The sequence below is a fragment of the Parvimonas pharyngis genome (assembly GCF_046569675.1).
GTDB lineage: Bacteria > Bacillota > Clostridia > Tissierellales > Peptoniphilaceae > Parvimonas.
Map to the genome: position 1 here is coordinate 114,078 of NZ_JBKICJ010000003.1, position 20,622 is coordinate 134,699.

Genomic DNA, 20,622 nt, shown 5'->3' on the forward strand with positions numbered 1-20,622 from the left:
AATCGTTATCACGAGGATATCACATTTTTTATTTTTTGTCAAATATAAAAACTGGTATTTTTAATCATATATTGACATAAAATAAAATTATATCATATAGATTGTATAAAAAAACTCACCTAAGCATGTTAGACGAGTTTTTGTTTAACTATTTTTAAAAATTTTACAAACACATTCTATAAATATTTTCTATATCTTTAGGTGTTAATTCTTTAAATCCTTTTATACTTTCTTTTCCCTTGCAAGCCTTCTTAGCCATAATAGCAAAATTTTCATCATTAATATTTACATCTGTTAATGTACTTTGTAATTTTAAGTCGTTAAATAAAAATTCAGAAAGTTTTTCAATGGCTTTTTCTGCAATTTCTCTATCAGACAGATTTTTATCTATGCCAAAAACATTAACTCCGAATTGAACATATTTATAAATATTTTCATCATTTAAACAATATTGCATCCAACGAGGAGTTAATATTGCAAGTCCATGTCCATGAGTTATATCATAAAATGCTGAAAGTTCATGTTCCATTGGGTGACAACTCCATGCAGTTGATTTACTTCCATTTATAAAACCGTTTATTGCCCATGAAGATGCCCACATTAAATTAGCACGAGCTTCATAGTTTGTAGGGTCTTTCATTGCTATCGGAGCATATTTTATAACTGTTTTCATAAGACCTTCCATAACACAATCAAGCATAAATAAATCATTTTCTGTTGTAAAATAAACTTCTAGGATATGACTTAAAATATCTGCTGAACCACAAGCAGTTTGATACTCACTTACACTGTATGTATTTTTAGGGTCAAGAAAAGATACCTTTGGTAACATAGCCATTGAACCATTACTTAATTTTTCATTTGTTTTAAGGTTTGAAATAACTCCACCATTATCCATTTCAGAACCAGTTGCTGAAAGTGTTAATATAGTTAAAAGAGGCAATGCATCTTCTATTTTTGCTCTTTTTTCTAAATCAAGAAAATCCCAAGGGTCAAAATCAACTTTTGCTCCAGCACAAATAAATTTTGAGGCGTCAATCGTTGATCCTCCACCAACAGCAAGAACTACATCAATATTTTCTTCCTTACATATTCTAGCACCCTCTCTAACAGATTCTATTCTAGGATTAGGTTCTATCCCTGAAAGTTCAAAAACTTCAAGTCCTGCACTTTTTATTTCTTTGATAACCTCATCATAAAGTCCTATCTTTTTAATGGAACCTCCTCCATAAGTTAATAAAACTTTTTTTCCATATTTTGACAATTCTCTTCCAAGATTGGAAAGTTGTCCTTCTCCAAAATATACCTTCACAGGAATATTATAAATAAATGGTTTCATAAAAAACCTCCTTTAAATTTTTTAATACTTCTTAATTGATTTTACATTTTCTCTGTATCTAATTAAAGAATACCCCCATTTTATAATAAGAAAACAAAAAGAGAGAATTATTTAAAACAATTCTCTCCTAACCTATATATCGTATAAAATCGTTTTTTAATAATGATCAAAATATTATTTTTTCTTTTTACCGCTACTATGAGCATAGCATAATTATTTTTCGTTGTCAAATAATAAATCTTTATCTAATCTAAGATAAGTATTTTTTTAATTGTCATTAAAAAAACTAAAATTAATATTATATATTGATTGACTATTGATAAAATAATATGGTATACTCTAATCAATAAAAAATACATTTATCAGTTTTATTTTTAATAGTATAATTATTTATTATAGGATGGTCTTATGAAAACATTTGTTAATTATAAAAAAATATCATTAAATTGTTCGAGGTATACGAATGGAGACTGTTTAATTTGTTTTAAAATAACAAAAATCTAAAAATATTATAAAAACATACTGGAGGATAAATTTAATGAAAAAATTATTAAAATTTTTTTTCTTATTTTCTGTTTTAGCTTTATGTTCTTGTAATTCTAATAAAAATAAAGAATTTTATACTACCAGTAAAAGCGAAAATGGATTTTATTTGATTAGCAGTCCAGTTTCAAAAAAAGTTGTTGACTATGCAAAAGAGATTTTTGTAAAAGAAAAACTAACTGGTACAGCAATTAAAGACGTTAACAATTTGGAATTATCTGAACCATATTCGATAAAGGAAAATATATTTTCATTTTTTATTTTGCAAAATGGTAAAAGCGTTGGAACATTAAAAATTACTGAAAATAATGGAAAATTAAAATATCAAATTTCTCAAGGATATCTGGAAGAAGAATTGAATAATATAATCTCAAAAGATGGAATTTATGAATTGAGTTTTGAAGAAAAAGAAAATGGTGGTCGTCCAACACCTATATTTAAAAAACGTGATGATGTTCCTAAGGATAAAGTTATATATAATATCAAAAATTCCATAAAGAAAATACAAAATTAAATTTCAAAACAAAAAATGATGCTCATTTGAACATCATTTTTTTTCTATAATTTTATTAAATATTTGCTTTGTCGCATAATGTGAAAGTAATAATATGATTAAAGAAAAATCAAACGGTATTTGTACCACAACTTTTATTAAAAAGCATAGAACAAAAGCAACAAAATCTAAAATCATAAATTGTTTTTCACTTGTATATTTTTTAATTATAACATATTTTAGTTTTAAATTTCTAACTAAGATTACAAAAGCAACTACTCCAACTAATGAATCTACACTGAAATTAACTAAAAATTTACTGTTTATAACAGCCCATAAAAAATATATAAACAAAGTTCCCATCATGATTATAGTTAATCCTGTAAGGGAAACTTTAGCCTTATCTTCAGCCATTTCTTTTGGCGTAATTCTTCTTGCCATTATTCAAAAATCACTCCGTCAGCACAATCAATTTTAATATTTGTTGAGAAGAATTCTTTTAATGCAGTAACCATATATCCTGTATCTTTAATTCCACAAGTTTCATAGCTTGAGTGCATTCCAAGTTGTGCAACTCCTATATCAAGAGCATGTAAACTAACTTGAATATTTGATAAGTTTCCAAGAGTTGAACCACCAACTTTATCAGATCTATTTGCAAAGTATTGTGTAGGAACATCTACTTTTTTACAAATTTCTAAAAATACTGCTCTGCTGAAAGCATCAGTTGTATATTTTTGATTTGCTGCTTCTTTAATTACAATACCTTTGTTCATAAATGTTCTATTTGTTGGATCATAAAGTTCAGGATGATTTGGATGAACAGCATGAGCATTATCACAACTTACTAAGAAAGATTTTGCTACTGCTTGATGATATTCATCAGTTCCAAAACCAAGTGAAGCATTAATTCTCTTTAAAGCATCTTTCATAAATGTTGACATTGCACCTTGTTTTGTGTTTGAGCCAACTTCTTCGTTATCAAAAACAGCACAAACATTTATTGCCTTTGGGTTTTTAGAATCTAAAAATGCTTTCATTGATGTAAATGCACATTGTAAATCATCAAGTTTTGGTGTTGAAACGAATTCATCTTTATATCCCCAAATACATTGTCTTTGACGATTTACTAAGAATAAATCTTTTGCAACTATATCTTCAACTTTAACTCCTAATTCTTCAGCAATCATTTTATCGAAATCGCCTTTCTTTAATTCTCCTGCTGAGAATAAAGGTAATAAGTCAACTTGTTTATTATAAGCATATCCATTGTTTACTTCTCTGTTTAAGTGAATTGCAACATTTGGTATCATTAAAATATCTTTATCAATATTGAATAATTTATTTACAATATTTCCATTTTCTCTAACTAAAACTCTACCTGCAAGACTTAAAGGTTTATCAAACCAAGTTGAGTCAATCATTCCACCATAACCTTCAACATTTAATTTCAAATGTTCTCCTGGCGCTTCCATTTCTGGAACTGCTTTAACCTTGTATGTTGGAGAGTCGCTGTGTGCAGCTGTGATTTGGAAATGATAATCGCTAAGTTCTTCTCCTACTTGGAAAGCTAATATACTTGAATTATTTCTTGTAGTGTAGTAATTTCCACCTTTTTTTATTTCCCATTTTGCATTTTCTGGTAAAAATGTATAACCAGCTTTATCAAAATATTTTTTCATTGTATCAACTGTATGAAACATACTTTTACTTGAATCAATAAAAGTTAATAACTCTTTTGAAATTTCAATATTATTCATATCAATACCTCCTATCATTTTAAATTTACCCTAATTGATTAAATTAAAATCATTATTTATATCTTAAAGAAAATAAAGGAACCAAAGTTCCTTTATTTCTTTATAAATTACATTTTTTTGTTGTCTTCTGCTTTTCTAAGAATTGGTAAGATTAAACCTAAAGCAACTAAAACTAGCGGAGTAATAATCTTTAAGAACATTTCGAATTGGTCTTTTGAGTACATTCCTAGTAAACAACAAGCTAATGTTACTATGAAACACCAAGCACCAAAGAATAGTCCAACACCTCTGCTTTTAACAAATCTATAATGTCTGTCAAGTTCTTCTCTACCATATCTAAGAGCAAAGTAAGCAACGAATACCCACATATATCTCATTGGCATTACTACACCGTTAAGACGAGTAAGTTGTCTTAGAACTGTAGTAGCTCCTGGTACAAATGATTGAGCTAATATGATTGCTCCACCAAGTACTGCAACTAATACGATACCATTTACATAAGCACCTTTTTCGTTCTTCTTTAACAATTTTGTTGGGATATATTGACTTGCATTAGGGTCTTCTAATAACATTCTTAAAGGAGCATCAATACTAATTAATAATGTTGCAAATTGTCCAACAGTATTAGCTGCTGAATAGATGATTAATAGTAAATCACCAACACCATAGTATTGTCCTAATTTTTGGAATGCCCAGTAAGCACCATTTGCTGCATAAGAGTCAAATGCTTCTTTACTTGCGTTGATTTCGTTGATATCGAACATAAGTCCCATAGCAACTGTACCAAATATAGCACTGATAACAACCATTAGAGTAGCGAACATCATAGCTTTAGGGAATTCTTTTGCAGAATCTCCTTCAACTTTATTTACATAAGGTGAAATTTTTTCAATACCACCAACTGCAAATACTAAGATTGATAAACTACTTAAATAGTTCAAATCAACTTTAGGTAATAAATTACTCATTGATAAGTTTAATTTTAAATATCCCCCATTTGGATTAATAACTGGTGCAGCATACATCATAAGAATAAATAAAATACCTAAAATAAACATACTTGAACCAGCAATAGTAGATAATCTCTTAATAGGACTTAAACCTCTTGTTGCTAAATAACAGAATAACAATAATACACCAAAAGTAGCTAATTGAACATAGATTGTAGGAATACTATCATAAGCTTTGGCATCTCTAAAAATCATAAAGCTTAAAGCTTTAAGACCACCTGAACCTTTACCAGCAATATAAGTAATGTGTACTGCCCAATAAGTCCATCCTGCATAATAAGCTAATTTAGAGTTAGTTGTTTCTTGAATCCAAGAAGTAACTCCACCACCTAAATCTTTAAATGTAGAACCAAGTTCACCAACCATAAGTGCATACGGAATAAAATACAATGCGAACATTAGTATCCAAGAAAATATTACTTGTGTACCATGAAAGTAAATATAACCGTTTAAAACATTTCCGAATCCCCAAAGTGTTGAGAAACACATAAATACAAGGGACTGCCAACTAATTTTCTTTTCGGAACCTTCCATTTCATCCTCCTAAAATATAATTTTTAAAGCTATTTTTTTAGCTATACAAAGTATATCAAATTTAGCTATAGTTGTCAAAGGCATAAACGATAAGATAACGTTTTATTTTTATTTAAAAAATATTATCACTTCACTTAATCGTTCCTGTAAATTATAATTTTGTAAAAGAGAAGACACCTTTCGGCGTCTTCTTATTTATACTATTATTTTGCTTTCATTTCTGTCCAAGCATCTTGTAATTTTTCGTTTGATTCTCCTAAATCTTTTAATATGAATCCCTTTTCAAAAACTTCTTTTGAAGGGAATACAATATCACTATTTTTTAAGCTATCATCCATTAATTCTCTAGCTCCTTCTATTGGAGAACCGTATTTTACAACATTACAGTTTCTAGCAGAAATTTCTGGTCTAGACATAAAATCTATAAATTTAGCAGCTAATTCTTTATTTTCTGAAACTTTTGGAATTACCCAGTTATCAAAGATAAAGATTGCTCCCTCTTTTGGAAATACAAATTCTACATTTTTATTTTCATCTTTTGCAAGTAGAGCTTCTCCACCCCAGATACAAGTTAACTTTGAATCACCACTTATCAAATTATCTTTTGCTTGGTCATCCCCAACATAATTTTTTACTATTTTCTTTTGAGCAATTAAAGAATTTTTAGCTTTTTCAATATCTTCAACCTTTGTTGAGTTTGGATCTATTCCTTCTTTTATCATTGCTATTGCCATTGTAAATCTACTTCCATCAAGCATTACAACTTCACCTTTATTTTTTTCACTCCAAAGATCAGCCCAGCTATCAACTTTTTCTTGTTTTGACTTGTCATAAGCAATTCCGATATTTCCAATTGTATAAGGAACTGAATATTCAAAAGTAGGATCAAATACTAAATTTCTATATTCTTTTTTTACTTTTTCCATATTAGGAATTTTACTTTTATCAAGTTTTTCTAACATATTTTCTTTAATCATAGTATCAACCATATAATCACTTGCTACTATTACATCATATTTTTCAGCACCACTTTTTAATTTTGTATAATATTCTTCATTTTCTTCAAAGAATGTGTAATTTACTTTACAATTGAATTCTTTTTCAAATTCTTTTATTGTTTCAGGATCAATAAAAAGATCAGTATTTGTAACATTTAAAACTTTCTTTTCTGTATTTTGTTCTGTCTTTTCTTCTTTCTTTTCTTCTTTTTTCTCTGTTTTTGCACATGCTGTAAAAGAAACAGTTGCAACTAGAAAAAGTAATAATACTAATAAATTTTTAATTTTTTTCATTTTTTTCTCCCTTGTTTTTAAATAAATAAGTTATTGTCGAAATCAATATTATTATTGCAAATAATAGTGTTGATAGTGCATTTATCTTAGGGCTTATCCCTCTTTTTGTCATTGAATAAATTTTAACTGAAAGTGTAGCAACACCATTACCCGAAGTAAAATAACTTACTGTAAAATCATCCAAAGACAATGTTATACAAACTAATGACGCTATTATTATATTAGGAATTAACTGAGGCAATACAATTCTTCTAAATACTTGAAACTGCCTTGCACCTAAATCTGTTCCAGCATCAAATAGGCTTTTATCAAAGGTTAATAATTTCGGTAAGATTGCAAAAACTACAAATGGAACATTAAAAATTATATGTGATAAAATCACAGTGAAATATCCAAAATTAATTTTAAAAAATACATATAAAATTATCATTCCAATAGCTATTACAATATCAGGAAGTATAAGTGGTATATAGGAGACATTTGTAAAATAAGTTTTGAGTTTTGGACTAAAAGCTTTGTAAATCGACCATGCACCCAAAGTTCCAATTATTAATGCAAATACCGTAGCAATTGCAGTTATTATAATTGTCTGACCAAAAACTTTCATAACAGACTCATCTTTAAATAGTTCTATATACCATTTTAAACTAAAACCTGTAAAAGCATTGCTATATCTTGATTCATTAAAAGAAAAAACTACCATAAATATTATTGGCATATATAAAAATATATATAATAAAAATAAATAGATTTTTCCAGTATGTTTTTTTACCATATTTTAAATCCTTCTGCGAATTCATTTTCTGATTTGTTTAGAAATAATTTAAAAATAATAAGGCATACAAAAATAATAGAAATCATAATTAAGGATATACTAGAACCAGTTTCCCAATTTCTAGCTTGTAAAAACTCCCTTTGAATTAAATTCCCAACTAGCATATTTTGACTTCCACCAAGTAAATCAGAAATTATAAAAGTAGTTACAGAAGGCATAAATACCATAATACATCCTGATACTACCCCTTTAAAACTTAATGGAAAAATAATTCGTAAAAACAAATCTTTACCTTTTGCCCCCAAGTCTTTAGCACACTCTATATATTCTCTATCTATATTTATAAGTGCTGTATAAATTGGAAGTACCATGAAAGGTAAAAAGTTATAAATCATTCCTATAATTATTGCAAAATTATTATTTAAAAATTTTATTGGACTATCTATAAATCCAAAATTCATTAACATTTGATTTATTATTCCCTGTTCTCTAAAAATACTCATCCAAGAATATGTTCTAAGTAAAAAATTAGTCCATAATGGCATAATGAATAATAATACAAAGATATTTCTTCTTTTTTCATCTTTAATCCTACTTAGAAAAAAACCAGCAGGAAAGCCTAAAATAAGACATAATAGAGTTGAAATCAATGATAATTTTAAAGATACAAAAATAATTTTTACATAAGTAGGAGTAAAAAATTTTTTGTAATTATCAAAGGTAAAAACAAAACTCTCATCTTTAACTTTAAAAGAATAGTAAATTATAAAAATCAAAGGTATTATTGTAAATAGAGTAGTCCATAAAAAATATGGCATAGCTCTTATTCTATATAAATGTTTTCGTAACATAAATCCTCCAAAATAAATTACTTAACTATTATTTTAACATCAAAAGAGTTATTAGACAAGTTTTTCTTGTAATGTTTCAAAATTTATACTATAATTAAGGTAATAAAAATTAAAGGAGTTTTTGAAAATGAAATTAGTTTTAATTAGACATGGAGAAAGCGAATGGAATAAATTAAATTTATTTACAGGTTGGACAGATGTAGGACTTTCTGACAAAGGAGTTATAGAAGCAAATGAAGCTGGTTTCTCCTTAAAAGAAAATGAATTTGATTTTGATGTATGCTACTGTTCTTATCTAAAAAGAGCAATAAACACTCTAAATATAGTTTTAGAAAGAATGGATAGACAATGGCTTCCTGTTATAAAGACATGGAAACTAAATGAAAGACATTATGGAGCATTACAAGGCTTAAATAAAGCTGAAACTGCTGAAAAATATGGAGAAGATCAAGTGAAATTATGGAGAAGATCATTTGATGTACCACCTCCTGCACTTGATAAGGAAGATGAAAGATGTCCACATAATCAAGCGCCATACAGAAATGTTTGTAAAAGTGAATTACCCTACCATGAAAGTTTAAAAGACACAATTGAAAGAGTTATTCCTTACTACGAAGAAGTTATTAAAAAAGATATGATTGACGGAAAAAGAGTATTAATTGCTGCTCATGGAAATTCACTTAGAGCATTAGTTAAGTATTTAGACAATTTAACTGATGAAGAAATAATTTCTGTTAATATTCCAACTGGTATTCCTTTAGTTTATGAATTTGATGATAATTTCAAAGTTATAAACAAATACTACTTAGGAAATCAAGATTTAATTAATGCAAAGATTAATTCCGTTGCAAATCAAACTAAAAAGAAATAGACTAAAAAGGTGATTATCACCTTTTTTTATGCACAAAAAAAGCAACAATGTAAATTGTTGCTCAGACTAATAACAAAGGTGTCGATGAGCAATCATTGGCACTTTTTTAGTGGAGAAAAAGAGAGTAAGTAGTATAATATTTAACTATAGGCAAATAATTTAAAAAGAACCCCACCCTTGACGTGAATTATTTTGTTTTATATATTTTTTATCTCTTTTTTTAAATTATTTTCGAAGTTTATTTGCTTTTAACGTCTAGCTCTTAAACAAAGGTACTTCCTTTATACGTCATCTCGACCAACGCGGAGAGATCTCATACTTTTGCTTTAGCAAAAGTAAATGTATCGCAGATACATACAGAAATTTTATTTTTTATTTCTTTCAGAAATATTATTGTTTGTAAACAAACAATAATTGAGATTTCCAGAGTAATTGTATCTAAAGATACAATTACCTCGTCAGACCTACTTTTGTTTACAAGTAAACAAAGTTAGGGCTAGATTAACTACGGTCGAGATGACGTGTTTGGGGTTCTTCTTTTTTAATTGCTATGACGTGAACTATTTTGTTTTATAGCCTATATTTTTAAATAAGTTTATATGATTTTTTACTATATTTTTTCTACTACATTTAAAAAGATATTTTGAAGTTTGTTTACTCTTAACGTCTAGCTATCAAACAACGATTATTCCCTTATACGTCATCTTGAGCGAAACGTAGCATAGCGAAGTGTAGTCGAAAGATCTCATACTTTTGCTTTAGCAAAAGTAAATGTATCGTAGATACATTGGGTACCCGGAAACTTTTTTGTTTCACAATAAAAACAAAAATAAAAAAAAGCAAAGACAAAAATTATACTTTGTCTTTGCTCTAAGCAACAATGTAAATTGTTGCTTTTAATTTATTCATTATCTTTAATTTCATCATATAGATTCTTAATTGCTTTTCTTATAACCTCAGATTTTGGCTCGTCAATTTTTTCTGATATATAGTAAAGCATTCCAACATCTTCATCATGTAGAGTGATTCTTGTATTTAATACCTTTGGCACATCAATATGATCTCCAGTATTCTTTTCAAAAAATGCTATGATTATAAATACAACCATAGATGGAATTAGATACCCAAAACTCAAAGAACTAAGTGGTAATAATTTTATAAATTCAAAAATTCCAAAAGAATCATTTAACACTGTCATTAAACCAATAACAAGTGATAAAATTGCAGCATATTTTATGGCCTTTTCACAAGTAAATCTCTTTCTAAAAACACTTGTTAAAATTAATATGATTATTGGTGGATATAAAGTAAATAAAAGTGGAACTGCCAATTGTATTATCGCATCTATTCCTAAACATGAGAAAACAAAACTTGCAAAACAAACAATCATAACCCATATCTTATAAGATATCTTTGGAACTAATTCTGATAGATATTCAGCAACCCCTCCTGTAAGTGCAACAGAAGTTGTAAGACAAGCTAAAATTACAATAACTGATAGCATTAAAATTCCAGAACGTCCAAATAATAAATTAGTAAAATGAAGTAAAATTACTGTTCCGTTTTTTGCGCCCTCAACATTTAGTCTTGAACTTGCCCCCAAAAAGCAAAGACCACCATAAACAATACTTAAACAAATAAAAGCTATAATGGAAGAAGATAATATTACCTTTTTTTCTCTTTCTTTTTTAATTTTGTAGAAAATTAAAGCATTTATTATTACCGCATTAAATAGTCCTGCTCCAAGTCCATCAAGAGTTTGGAAGCCATTTATAAATGACTCATACATTACTTTTTGTAAATCTTCACCAGGTTGAATTTGCCCAACTGGAGAAATTATTCCAGTTATAATCATAATAATTAAAAATACTAGAAGTGTTGGAGTTAAATATCTTCCTATAAAATCTACAATTTTTTCAGATTTAATACAGATTAAATATGTTATAATAAAAAAGATTGCAGTTGTTATAATAAGATTATGAAATCCAAAGTTTTTAACTCCCAAATCATATGTTATAGCACCTGTTCTAGGAATAGCAACTAAAGGTCCTATGCATAATGAAATACAAACTAAAATAATTGTTCCCAAATATTTTCCTAAAGGTTTAACAAACTCAGTAATTCCCCCAGAACAAAATACAGTATATAGTGATACCATTGCTAAAAGTCCATCAGCAGCCATATACAAAAGAAATGCAATTGGCCAATATGAACCAGAATTATATCCAAGAAATGTTGGAAATATCAAGTTTCCAGCACCAAAGAACATTGCAAATAAGCTAAAGCCAATTACAAATATTATTCTTATTTCTTTTTTCATATTTCCTCCTAAAATAAAAAAACGATTTCTGATGTAATAATACCATAAAAACCAAAAACACGCAAGGTATGGTAATTAAAAAATTTATCTTTATATTTTCTAATTTATTTTATAATTTGAAGTATATAAAACTAAAAATGAATAAAGTTTATTGTATTAAATATTTTATATAAGTATAAGGTTTACATTAAATTTTACAATTACTCAAATTATTTCACAATAAAAAAGGGAACTTTACAGTTCCCTTTTAAAATCATAATTATAATTATGCTAAAATCTTAGTTACAACGCCTGAACCTACAGTTCTTCCGCCTTCTCTGATGGCAAATCTTAAACCTTCATCAATAGCGATTGGAGTGATTAATTCGATTATGAATTTAGCGTTATCTCCTGGCATAACCATTTCTACGCCATCTTCTAATTGGATGTTACCAGTTACGTCAGTTGTTCTGAAGTAGAATTGTGGTCTATATCCTGAGAAGAATGGAGTATGTCTTCCACCTTCTTCTTTAGTTAATACGTAAACTTCTGATTCGAATTTAGTATGTGGATTGATTGTTCCTGGTTTAGAAAGAACTTGTCCTCTTTGGATTTCATTTCTTTGAACACCTCTTAATAATAAACCAACGTTATCTCCAGCAGCTGCTTCGTCTAACATCTTCTTGAACATTTCAACACCAGTTACTACAACTGTTCTTCTTTCAGTAGTTAAACCTACTAATTCAACGTTATCTTGAACTTTTACTTTACCTTTTTCTACTCTACCTGTAGCAACAGTTCCTCTACCTGTGATTGAGAATACGTCTTCTACTGGCATTAAGAATGGGTTATCAATATCTCTAACTGGTTCTGGGATGTATGCGTCAACTTCTTCCATTAATTTAACGATTTTATCTCCCCATGGTCCATCTGGATCTTCAAGAGCTTTTAAAGCTGAACCAACTACGATTGGAGTGTTATCTCCATCATAATCATATTCACTTAATAATTCTCTAACTTCCATTTCTACAAGTTCGATTAATTCTGGATCATCAACTTGGTCTTCTTTATTTAAGAAAACAACGATTTTTGGAACGCCTACTTGTCTTGCAAGTAAGATATGTTCTCTTGTTTGAGGCATTGGACCATCAGCAGCACTTACTACTAAGATAGCTCCGTCCATTTGAGCAGCACCAGTGATCATGTTCTTTACATAGTCAGCGTGTCCTGGGCAGTCAACGTGTGCATAGTGTCTGTTTGCTGTTTCGTATTCAACGTGAGAAGTTGAAATAGTGATTCCTCTTTCTCTTTCTTCTGGAGCTTTGTCGATGTTTGCATAATCAACGAATTCACCAGTACCAAATCTTCTATTTAATACTAAAGTGATAGCTGCAGTTAAAGTAGTTTTACCATGGTCAACGTGACCGATAGTTCCGATATTAACGTGTGGTTTAGTTCTTTCAAATTTTTGCTTAGCCATTTTACTAAAATCCTCCTAATCTATTTTTTTGCTCTCTCTCCAATTACTTTATCAGCAATTGCTTGAGGCACTTTTTCATAATGATCGAATTGCATTGAATATGTTGCACGACCTTGAGTATTACTTCTTAAGTCAGTTGCATATCCAAACATTTCTGCTAAAGGTATAAATGCATCAAGTACATGAACACCATTCTTTGGATTCATACCTTGGATTCTACCTCTTCTTGATGAAACGTCTCCCATTACATCTCCTAAATATTCATCTGGAGTTGTAATTTCAACTTTCATCATTGGTTCTAATAGAACCGGAGCAGCTTTTGATACTGCTTGTCTAAATGCCATTGAACCAGCAATTTTGAATGCCATTTCAGATGAGTCAACTTCGTGGTATGAACCATCATATAAAGTAACTTTAACATCTAAAACTGGATATCCAGCTAGTACCCCAGCTTGAGTCGCTTCTTCAATACCTTTTTGAACAGGTCCGATATATTCTTTTGGAATAGCTCCCCCTACGATATTATTTACAAACTCAAAGCCTTTACCAGCTTCTTGAGGTTCAATTTTAATTTTACAGTGTCCGTATTGTCCACTACCACCAGATTGTCTGATGTATTTTCCTTCAGCTTCTGCACCTTGAGAAATTGATTCTCTGTAAGAAACTTGTGGATTACCTATATTAGCTTCTACTTTGAATTCTCTTAAAAGTCTATCTACGATGATTTCTAAGTGTAATTCACCCATACCTGAAATAATTGTTTGACCAGTTTCTTCATCAGTATAAGTTCTGAAAGTAGGATCTTCTTCAGCTAATTTGTGTAAAGCTATACTCATTTTTTCTTGAGATGCTTTTGTTTTTGGTTCTATTGCAACAGAAATAACTGGTTCTGGGAATTCCATTTTTTCAAGAATTACATGGCTATTCATATCACAAAGAGTATCTCCAGTTGTAGTATCTTTAAGACCTACCGCTGCAGCGATGTCTCCAGCTGAAACGCTATCAACTTCTTCTCTCTTGTTAGCATGCATCATAAGAATTCTACCAATTCTTTCTTTTTTGCCTTTTGTTGAGTTATATACATAAGAACCTGATTCTAAAGTTCCTGAGTATACTCTGAAATATGCAAGCTTTCCAACAAATGGGTCAGCAACAATTTTAAATGCTAATGCTGAGAAAGGTTCATCATCTGATGCATGTCTTTCTACTGCTTGTTCATTATCATCAACACCTTCAATTGCAGGAATGTCTAATGGTGATGGCATGTAATCTACGATAGCATTTAATAAAGGTTGAACCCCTTTGTTCTTATAAGCTGATCCACAAAGTACTGGGTTTATTGATAGATTAATAGTAGCTCTTCTAATAGCTCCTCTTAATTCAGTTGGAGAAATTGCATCTCCTTCTAAATATTTTTCCATAATAAACTCATCTGTTTCAGCTAATGCTTCCAATAAGTTTTGACGATATTCTTCTGCTTTATCTTTGTAAGCATCTGGAATATCAGTTTCTTCTATGTCTGTACCTAAGTCATTTTTATAAATAATAGCGTGCATTGAAACTAAGTCAATTACTCCTACAAATTCTGATTCAGCTCCAATAGGAATTTGAATAGGTACTGGATTAGCTTTTAACTTATCCTTAATAGTTTCGATAGAGTCATAATAGTTAGCTCCAGTAGCATCCATTTTATTTATAAAGCAAATACGTGGTACGCCATATTTGTCTGCTTGTCTCCAAACAGTTTCTGATTGTGGTTCTACACCGCTCTTTGCATCAAAAAGTGCAACTGAGCCGTCAAGAACTCTTAAAGATCTTTCAACTTCTACAGTAAAGTCAACGTGTCCTGGAGTGTCAATGATGTTAATTCTTGTATCATTCCATATACATGTAGTAGCAGCTGAACTAATAGTGATACCTCTTTCTTTTTCTTGCTCCATCCAGTCCATTTGTGCAGCACCTTCATGAGTATCACCTATTTTGTGGATCTTTCCTGTATAATAAAGCATTCTTTCAGTTACTGTTGTTTTACCAGCATCGATATGCGCCATTATACCAATATTTCTTGTGTTTTCAAGTGAATATTGTCTTACCACAATAGCATTTCCCCTTTCCTTTTAAATAAAAATCCTATATTAGAATCCGTAATGTGCAAAAGCCTTGTTAGCTTCAGCCATCTTATGAGTGTCTTCTCTCTTCTTAACACTTGATCCAGTGTTATTAACAGCATCAAGAATTTCTTTAGCAAGTCTTTCTTTCATAGTTTTTTCTCCTCTATTTCTAGAGTAAGTTACTAACCATCTTAAACCTAAAGTTTGTCTTCTTTCAGGTCTAACTTGAATAGGCACTTGGTATGTTGCCCCACCTATACGTCTTGCTTTAATTTCTAAAACAGGCATGATATTTTCTAAAGCTTTTCTGAAAACTTCAGTTGGTTCTTCGCCAGTTTTTTCTTTTACGATTTCAAATGCACCGTAAACTATTGCTTGAGCAGTTCCTTTTTTCCCGTCAAGCATGATGTTGTTTATAAGTTTAGTAACAACCACATCTCCGTAAATTGGATCTGGCATTACCTCTCTCTTTGGAACATGTCCTTTTCTTGGCACCTTTCTTCCCTCCTTACTATATTAGTAGTATCACTGGTACTCAGCGATTTTTCTTTGCTGATAAGCACACAAATGTATGTATTATAAAGTTAAACTCTTATTAATAAAACATTTCTGCCACATCAGTTTAATTATTTAGGTCTTTTAGCTCCGTATTTAGATCTTCCTTGCTTTCTGTTAGCTACCCCAGCAGTATCTAATGTACCTCTGATAATGTGGTATCTAACCCCTGGAAGGTCCTTTACTCTTCCCCCTCTAATAAGCACAACGCTGTGTTCTTGAAGGTTATGACCTATACCTGGAATATAAGCTGCAACTTCCATTCCGTTTGTTAATCTAACCCTTGCAACCTTACGTAACGCTGAGTTAGGTTTCTTAGGAGTTACAGTTCTTACAGCTGTACATACACCTCTTTTTTGTGGTGATTCACTAGCAGTACTTCTCTTTTTAAGTGTATTAAAATTGAAACTTAATGCTGGTGCTTTTGATTTAGTTACAGCTTTTTGTCTTCCTTGTTTAATTAACTGGTTAATAGTTGGCATTTCTTCACCTCCTTAATTATTTTCTAAAAATGCACATAACTATACATTATTAAATGTACCTACATATTTTATCATTTATATATACAAAAGTCAACATTTTTATGGCTATTTTTTAGAAAATTCAAAAAAAGAAAAAGAGATTTTTTTCAAAAAAATCTCCTTAAATAATTATTTTCTATTCTAATTTTATTATTCCAATTTTCCTTTTATTAAAATTGAACTAATATCTGTTAATATAGGTTTAAACAAAGTCATTATTTCTGAAAAACTCAGTTCGTTCTCATGTTTTGTATATTCCTTTGTAAGATTTGTAAATCTTTTTAAAAATCCTTTTGGCGTAGTAGGAATATCTTCTCCAAACACTTCACTTCCACTTTCCATCATAAATAGCGACATTCTATAATACATAAATTTGCTATCTTCAATTTCCATATTTGTATTATAATATTCAAATAGTTTCTCGAAGTTTTTCATAATATCACTTTGTTCAGTAACTTCATTTAAAATTAATATTCCATTTTCGTTTTTAAACATTGAATAAGGAGAATGAAAACCTCCAAATCTATGTTTAAGTTTAGATTGTCTGTCATCATCATTTCCAATATTAGTTGTAGATTTAATAAATATTTTATTTGCTATAGAGAATAAAAGAATATTTACATAGTCATATTCGTTACAAATATTAAAGATTTTATGCCTGTTATTTTCTATTTCTTTATTGTATTTTTTTAAAAATATACTATTAAAGCCCTGACCATCAAAAGAATATACTCTTTCAAGTTTTGACATATTTCCTCTTAAAACACCTATATATTGAGATTTATTTCCGCCTTTAGAATGTCCAGAAACATATATTTTTTTAACATCTTTAAACTTTTCAACCATTTCGTCAAAATATCTTAAAGCTATCCTTTGTTGTTTTGTATCAGAAATATTATAAGTACCTTCTACATTATCTTTCCACTCAAAATCTCCTGCAGTACCTTTATAAACAATAATCAGATTATCTTCATATAAAAATGTTACATTTACTACTCTATCGCTTCCCGAGATGTTTCCATATACAGAATTATCTACATCTACTATTTTAATCTTTTCATATAATTCTCTATTATTTTTAATTGTATTTACAATATTAGAAAACTCCTCTTCGTTTATTTCCGCCGGAAAAATTCCTAAAGAATTTTTCTTACATTCCAACAAATCCGAAATTTCAAACAGACTTTTGCCAACAATATTTTCATCAACATCATCTTTTTCAAAACTACTAACATATATTATACAATTTAATATTAAAAATACATCAATCCCAAACATAATTTTCTCCTAATATTCAAAACAATAATGTTCTTTACCAACACCTAATTCAAAATGGCATTTAACTATTCCCAAATCTACTTTTGTGTAAAAACCAATTTTTGAATTTATCTCAACTTTATTATTCTTTAAACTAATTATATATCTCTGCTGATTCAATGCTGTTGGAGCAAGTAAGGCAAATTTAACACCTCTTAAAAACCAATTTGGCATTTCTACATCACTTATAGCAACAGAAGAAACACTTTTAAGCTTTCTAACCTTACCATTTGTTTCTCCATATCCTATGGCAATAACACATACAAGTTTTTCATCTTTTTCTATTTTGTATCTACTATTCTTTTTGCTGTAAGTTCCACCAACCCAACAGGTATTAAGTCCTAGACTTTGTGCTTTTAAAACTAGCTTTTCTCCAAAATATCCGATTTTTTCATCAAGATTATCACATTTTTTCCCAATCAAAGCGATATAATTTTTAACATTTTTAAATCTACCAAAATCTGCTAAAATACTTTTTCCAAAAGCATCGGGCTCGTTTGTTATAAATTGAATATTCAAATTAGCTAAACTATTATATCGTTCTATATCTAAATTTATTTCATCAATCAAATTTTGTTCTATATCTTTTGGTGTATATGCTCTTACAGAATGTCTTTGTTCAATATATCTTTCAAAATCCATAATACCTCTCATAAAATAAAAGGGCATAACGCCCCTAAAATACTACTTCTTTTTGGCGAATCCTCAAACTCTTAATTATCATTTCAATTTTAGATAAATCTTTAATTTTATATAAATTTTTATATAAATTTCTTTCTAAATTCAAAGCAATTTTCCCTGGCAAAGAACTACATGGAGTAAATTTTTTACCTAAATGATATACTAATTTCCCGCAAATTATTGCAAATGTATCTTTCAAGATGCCCCCCATTGAAACCAATTATCCTTATTTCTTATGGTAGCACACAGCGTAGTAAAAGTCAACAAAAATGATTTTTTTCAAATAAAAAAAGAAGTCTTAAGACTTCTATTTTATATTTTCTACTTCTTCAGTTTTCTTTTTAAATAAGAAAGATAATTTTGTTTCTGAAATTATTATGGCAATAAAAATCAAAACAAAACCGATAACTGATTTAACAGTTAAGCTTTCAATTCCAAGAGCAACCGGTAATGCAACACCAAAGATTGACTCACAACCTAAAATGATTGCTGCACTACTTGGATCTGTATATTTTTGTCCTAAATTTTGTAATAATAACGCAACAGCTGTACACATTACAGAAAGATATAATACTTCAAGCATTGGTCTTAAAGTAATTTGCATTCCAGCATTGTTTTCAAAAGCAAATGTAGTTATCCAAGATAAAACACCAGCTACTAAAAATTGCATTATTGTTAAAACAAATGGATCTTTTCCAACTCCTAATTTTGTAACCATAACGATATGAGATGCAAATAAAAGCCCACTTAAAAGCGCAAGTGCATCTCCATAAATTGCAGTTATACTTGAATTAAAAATTGAACCACTCTCTCCTGCCATGGCAATAAAAAAGATTCCTATAATACAGAATACCGCTGCAGATACATTAAATTTATCAGGTCTAACTTTGTTTGTAATCCAATATAAAAATGGTACGATTACACAATATGATGCTGATAAAAATCCACTACGTCCTGGAGTTGTAAAAGTAACTCCAAGAGTTTGGCTTGAATATGCAACAAATAAAAACACCCCAATTATAGCTCCAGCTACTAACTCTTTTTTATCTGCCTTAAATAATTTTTTATGAAAAATTACCGCAAGGATAATTCCTGCAATTGTAAATCTAATACCTAATAGAAAATTAGGTTTAAATACATCTGCTGCACTCTTAACTACTGTAAGGGATGTTCCCCATAAAATAGCTACAATAAAAAGAGCGATTTTAGCTAAAAAACTAGTTCTATGTGATATATTGTTCAAATCGTCCTCCTACTTAACTATCTTAGTTCCTGTAAGACCTTTTACAGCATCTGATGCTTTTTCTAGTAAAGTAATGATAGCACATCTATCATCTCCACCTTTTACGAAATCCAAACAAGCTTCAACTTTAGGAAGCATACTTCCTTTAGCAAATTGACCTTCTGCAATATATTTATTAGCTTCTTCAACAGTGATTTCGTCTAATTCTTTTTGGTCTGGCTTATTAAAGTTAATACAAACTTTATCAACTGCAGTTAAAATTAAAAGGAAATCAGCATTTAATTCTGATGCAAGTTCAGCACTTGATTTATCTTTATCAATTACTGCATCAACACCAACTAATCTACCATTTTTATTAACAACAGGTATTCCACCACCACCAACAGTGATAACTGTAAGTCCTGCTTCAACCATTTTACTAATAGCATCAATTTCAATAATGTGTAATGGTTTTGGTGAAGGAACAACTTTTCTATATCCTCTTCCTGAATCCTCAACGAAAGTAAATCCATTTTCTCTTTCTAATTCTTCAGCTTTTTCTTTTGTGTAGAACATTCCAACTGGCTTAGTTGGATTTTCAAATGCTTTGTCATCTTCAGCAACTTCAACTTGAGTTATAACTGATACAGCAGTTTTATTAATTCCTTTTTCTTTGAATGCTTGACCTAAAGCTTGTTGTAAATGATAACCTATATATCCTTGGCTCATAGCTCCACATTCAACAAGTGGCATTAAAGGAGTTTTTTCCTTTCCATTTGCTGAATAATCCATAGCTAAATTAATCATTCCTACTTGAGGTCCATTTCCATGTCCGATAATAACATCATTTCCTTCTTTAACTAAATCAGAAATAATATCGGCAGCGATTTTAACTTTTTCTAATTGCTCAAAAGGGGTATTGCCTAAAGCATTACCCCCCAAAGCTACAACTATTCTTTTTCCCATTT

General features: G+C 29.5%; 19 protein-coding genes. 2 read left to right on the forward strand and 17 right to left on the reverse strand.

Annotated features, from left to right (window positions below; genetic code table 11):
- Nucleotides 1–163 precede the first annotated feature (163 nt).
- Complete coding sequence (locus tag ACLGL0_RS04565; RefSeq protein ID WP_411013808.1) at nucleotides 164–1,339, reverse strand: iron-containing alcohol dehydrogenase; 1,176 nt, start codon at nucleotides 1,337–1,339, stop codon at nucleotides 164–166.
- 538 nt (nucleotides 1,340–1,877) lie between these two features.
- On the opposite strand from ACLGL0_RS04565, the gene ACLGL0_RS04570 reads away from it, so the two are divergent.
- Entirely contained in the window at nucleotides 1,878–2,396 is a 519-nt protein-coding gene (locus tag ACLGL0_RS04570) for a hypothetical protein (protein ID WP_411013809.1), read from the forward strand.
- 33 nt (nucleotides 2,397–2,429) lie between these two features.
- Here the strand turns inward: ACLGL0_RS04570 and ACLGL0_RS04575 are convergent, their stop codons facing one another.
- From ACLGL0_RS04575 to ACLGL0_RS04600, 6 genes are all read right to left on the reverse strand, one after another.
- Nucleotides 2,430–2,816, reverse strand: a complete 387-nt coding sequence (locus tag ACLGL0_RS04575; protein ID WP_411013810.1) for a hypothetical protein — start codon at nucleotides 2,814–2,816, stop codon at nucleotides 2,430–2,432.
- Entirely contained in the window at nucleotides 2,816–4,135 is a 1,320-nt protein-coding gene (locus ACLGL0_RS04580; RefSeq protein WP_411009904.1) for a M18 family aminopeptidase, read from the reverse strand. Before ACLGL0_RS04580 ends, ACLGL0_RS04575 begins: the two co-directional genes overlap by 1 nt.
- Nucleotides 4,136–4,242: 107 nt before the next feature.
- Nucleotides 4,243–5,679 carry an APC family permease gene (locus tag ACLGL0_RS04585; RefSeq protein WP_233056459.1) on the reverse strand — a complete coding sequence of 479 codons (1,437 nt, stop codon included), beginning with the start codon at nucleotides 5,677–5,679 and terminating at the stop codon, nucleotides 4,243–4,245.
- A gap of 203 nt (nucleotides 5,680–5,882) precedes the next feature.
- Nucleotides 5,883–6,971: an ABC transporter substrate-binding protein gene (locus ACLGL0_RS04590; RefSeq protein ID WP_411013811.1), complete on the reverse strand. Its 1,089-nt coding sequence runs from the start codon at nucleotides 6,969–6,971 to the stop codon at nucleotides 5,883–5,885.
- On the reverse strand, nucleotides 6,958–7,746 hold the full coding sequence (locus ACLGL0_RS04595; RefSeq protein WP_411013812.1) for an ABC transporter permease: 789 nt from the start codon (nucleotides 7,744–7,746) through the stop codon (nucleotides 6,958–6,960). The genes ACLGL0_RS04590 and ACLGL0_RS04595 overlap by 14 nt, the downstream gene beginning before the upstream one ends.
- On the reverse strand, nucleotides 7,740–8,597 hold the full coding sequence (locus ACLGL0_RS04600; RefSeq protein ID WP_411013813.1) for an ABC transporter permease: 858 nt from the start codon (nucleotides 8,595–8,597) through the stop codon (nucleotides 7,740–7,742). Before ACLGL0_RS04600 ends, ACLGL0_RS04595 begins: the two co-directional genes overlap by 7 nt.
- Nucleotides 8,598–8,724: 127 nt before the next feature.
- Between ACLGL0_RS04600 and gpmA the strand changes: the two genes are divergently transcribed.
- Nucleotides 8,725–9,468, forward strand: coding sequence for a 2,3-diphosphoglycerate-dependent phosphoglycerate mutase (gpmA, locus tag ACLGL0_RS04605; RefSeq protein ID WP_411013814.1), 744 nt, complete (start codon nucleotides 8,725–8,727; stop codon nucleotides 9,466–9,468).
- Between the two features lie 901 nt (nucleotides 9,469–10,369).
- Here the strand turns inward: gpmA and brnQ are convergent.
- From brnQ to arcC, 10 genes are all read right to left on the reverse strand, one after another.
- The gene (brnQ, locus tag ACLGL0_RS04610) at nucleotides 10,370–11,788 is read right to left on the reverse strand and encodes a branched-chain amino acid transport system II carrier protein (RefSeq protein ID WP_411013815.1); all 1,419 of its coding nucleotides are present in this window, start codon (nucleotides 11,786–11,788) and stop codon (nucleotides 10,370–10,372) included.
- Nucleotides 11,789–12,053: 265 nt separating this feature from the next.
- Entirely contained in the window at nucleotides 12,054–13,247 is a 1,194-nt protein-coding gene (gene tuf / locus ACLGL0_RS04615) for an elongation factor Tu (protein WP_411013816.1), read from the reverse strand.
- Between the two features lie 20 nt (nucleotides 13,248–13,267).
- A complete protein-coding gene (gene fusA / locus ACLGL0_RS04620) occupies nucleotides 13,268–15,343 on the reverse strand; it encodes an elongation factor G (RefSeq protein ID WP_411013817.1) in 2,076 nt (691 codons plus the stop codon).
- A gap of 39 nt (nucleotides 15,344–15,382) precedes the next feature.
- Complete coding sequence (gene rpsG / locus ACLGL0_RS04625) at nucleotides 15,383–15,853, reverse strand: 30S ribosomal protein S7 (RefSeq protein WP_068474480.1); 471 nt, start codon at nucleotides 15,851–15,853, stop codon at nucleotides 15,383–15,385.
- Nucleotides 15,854–15,984: 131 nt separating this feature from the next.
- Complete coding sequence (gene rpsL, locus ACLGL0_RS04630) at nucleotides 15,985–16,395, reverse strand: 30S ribosomal protein S12 (RefSeq protein WP_009355082.1); 411 nt, start codon at nucleotides 16,393–16,395, stop codon at nucleotides 15,985–15,987.
- Between the two features lie 189 nt (nucleotides 16,396–16,584).
- Nucleotides 16,585–17,712 carry an Mbeg1-like protein gene (locus ACLGL0_RS04635; protein WP_411013818.1) on the reverse strand — a complete coding sequence of 376 codons (1,128 nt, stop codon included), beginning with the start codon at nucleotides 17,710–17,712 and terminating at the stop codon, nucleotides 16,585–16,587.
- Nucleotides 17,713–17,721: 9 nt separating this feature from the next.
- The gene (locus tag ACLGL0_RS04640; RefSeq protein ID WP_411013819.1) at nucleotides 17,722–18,393 is read right to left on the reverse strand and encodes a nitroreductase family protein; all 672 of its coding nucleotides are present in this window, start codon (nucleotides 18,391–18,393) and stop codon (nucleotides 17,722–17,724) included.
- Between the two features lie 34 nt (nucleotides 18,394–18,427).
- Entirely contained in the window at nucleotides 18,428–18,631 is a 204-nt protein-coding gene (locus ACLGL0_RS04645) for a hypothetical protein (protein ID WP_411013820.1), read from the reverse strand.
- A gap of 108 nt (nucleotides 18,632–18,739) precedes the next feature.
- Nucleotides 18,740–19,675: a DMT family transporter gene (locus ACLGL0_RS04650; RefSeq protein WP_411013821.1), complete on the reverse strand. Its 936-nt coding sequence runs from the start codon at nucleotides 19,673–19,675 to the stop codon at nucleotides 18,740–18,742.
- Between the two features lie 9 nt (nucleotides 19,676–19,684).
- A complete protein-coding gene (arcC, locus tag ACLGL0_RS04655; protein WP_314557723.1) occupies nucleotides 19,685–20,620 on the reverse strand; it encodes a carbamate kinase in 936 nt (311 codons plus the stop codon).
- Between the last annotated feature and the right edge of the window lie 2 nt (nucleotides 20,621–20,622).

Excerpts from the sequence above, each read along its gene's own strand:
- ACLGL0_RS04565 (WP_411013808.1), bottom strand. The coding sequence starts at position 1,339 with ATGAAACCATTTATTTATAATATTCCTGTGAAGGTATATTTTGGAGAA.
- ACLGL0_RS04570 (WP_411013809.1), top strand. The coding sequence starts at position 1,878 with ATGAAAAAATTATTAAAATTTTTTTTCTTATTTTCTGTTTTAGCTTTA.
- ACLGL0_RS04575 (WP_411013810.1), bottom strand. The coding sequence starts at position 2,816 with ATGGCAAGAAGAATTACGCCAAAAGAAATGGCTGAAGATAAGGCTAAA.
- ACLGL0_RS04580 (WP_411009904.1), bottom strand. The coding sequence starts at position 4,135 with ATGAATAATATTGAAATTTCAAAAGAGTTATTAACTTTTATTGATTCA.
- ACLGL0_RS04585 (WP_233056459.1), bottom strand. The coding sequence starts at position 5,679 with ATGGAAGGTTCCGAAAAGAAAATTAGTTGGCAGTCCCTTGTATTTATG.
- ACLGL0_RS04590 (WP_411013811.1), bottom strand. The coding sequence starts at position 6,971 with ATGAAAAAAATTAAAAATTTATTAGTATTATTACTTTTTCTAGTTGCA.
- ACLGL0_RS04595 (WP_411013812.1), bottom strand. The coding sequence starts at position 7,746 with ATGGTAAAAAAACATACTGGAAAAATCTATTTATTTTTATTATATATA.
- ACLGL0_RS04600 (WP_411013813.1), bottom strand. The coding sequence starts at position 8,597 with ATGTTACGAAAACATTTATATAGAATAAGAGCTATGCCATATTTTTTA.
- gpmA (WP_411013814.1), top strand. The coding sequence starts at position 8,725 with ATGAAATTAGTTTTAATTAGACATGGAGAAAGCGAATGGAATAAATTA.
- brnQ (WP_411013815.1), bottom strand. The coding sequence starts at position 11,788 with ATGAAAAAAGAAATAAGAATAATATTTGTAATTGGCTTTAGCTTATTT.
- tuf (WP_411013816.1), bottom strand. The coding sequence starts at position 13,247 with ATGGCTAAGCAAAAATTTGAAAGAACTAAACCACACGTTAATATCGGA.
- rpsL (WP_009355082.1), bottom strand. The coding sequence starts at position 16,395 with ATGCCAACTATTAACCAGTTAATTAAACAAGGAAGACAAAAAGCTGTA.
- ACLGL0_RS04635 (WP_411013818.1), bottom strand. The coding sequence starts at position 17,712 with ATGTTTGGGATTGATGTATTTTTAATATTAAATTGTATAATATATGTT.
- ACLGL0_RS04640 (WP_411013819.1), bottom strand. The coding sequence starts at position 18,393 with ATGGATTTTGAAAGATATATTGAACAAAGACATTCTGTAAGAGCATAT.
- arcC (WP_314557723.1), bottom strand. The coding sequence starts at position 20,620 with ATGGGAAAAAGAATAGTTGTAGCTTTGGGGGGTAATGCTTTAGGCAAT.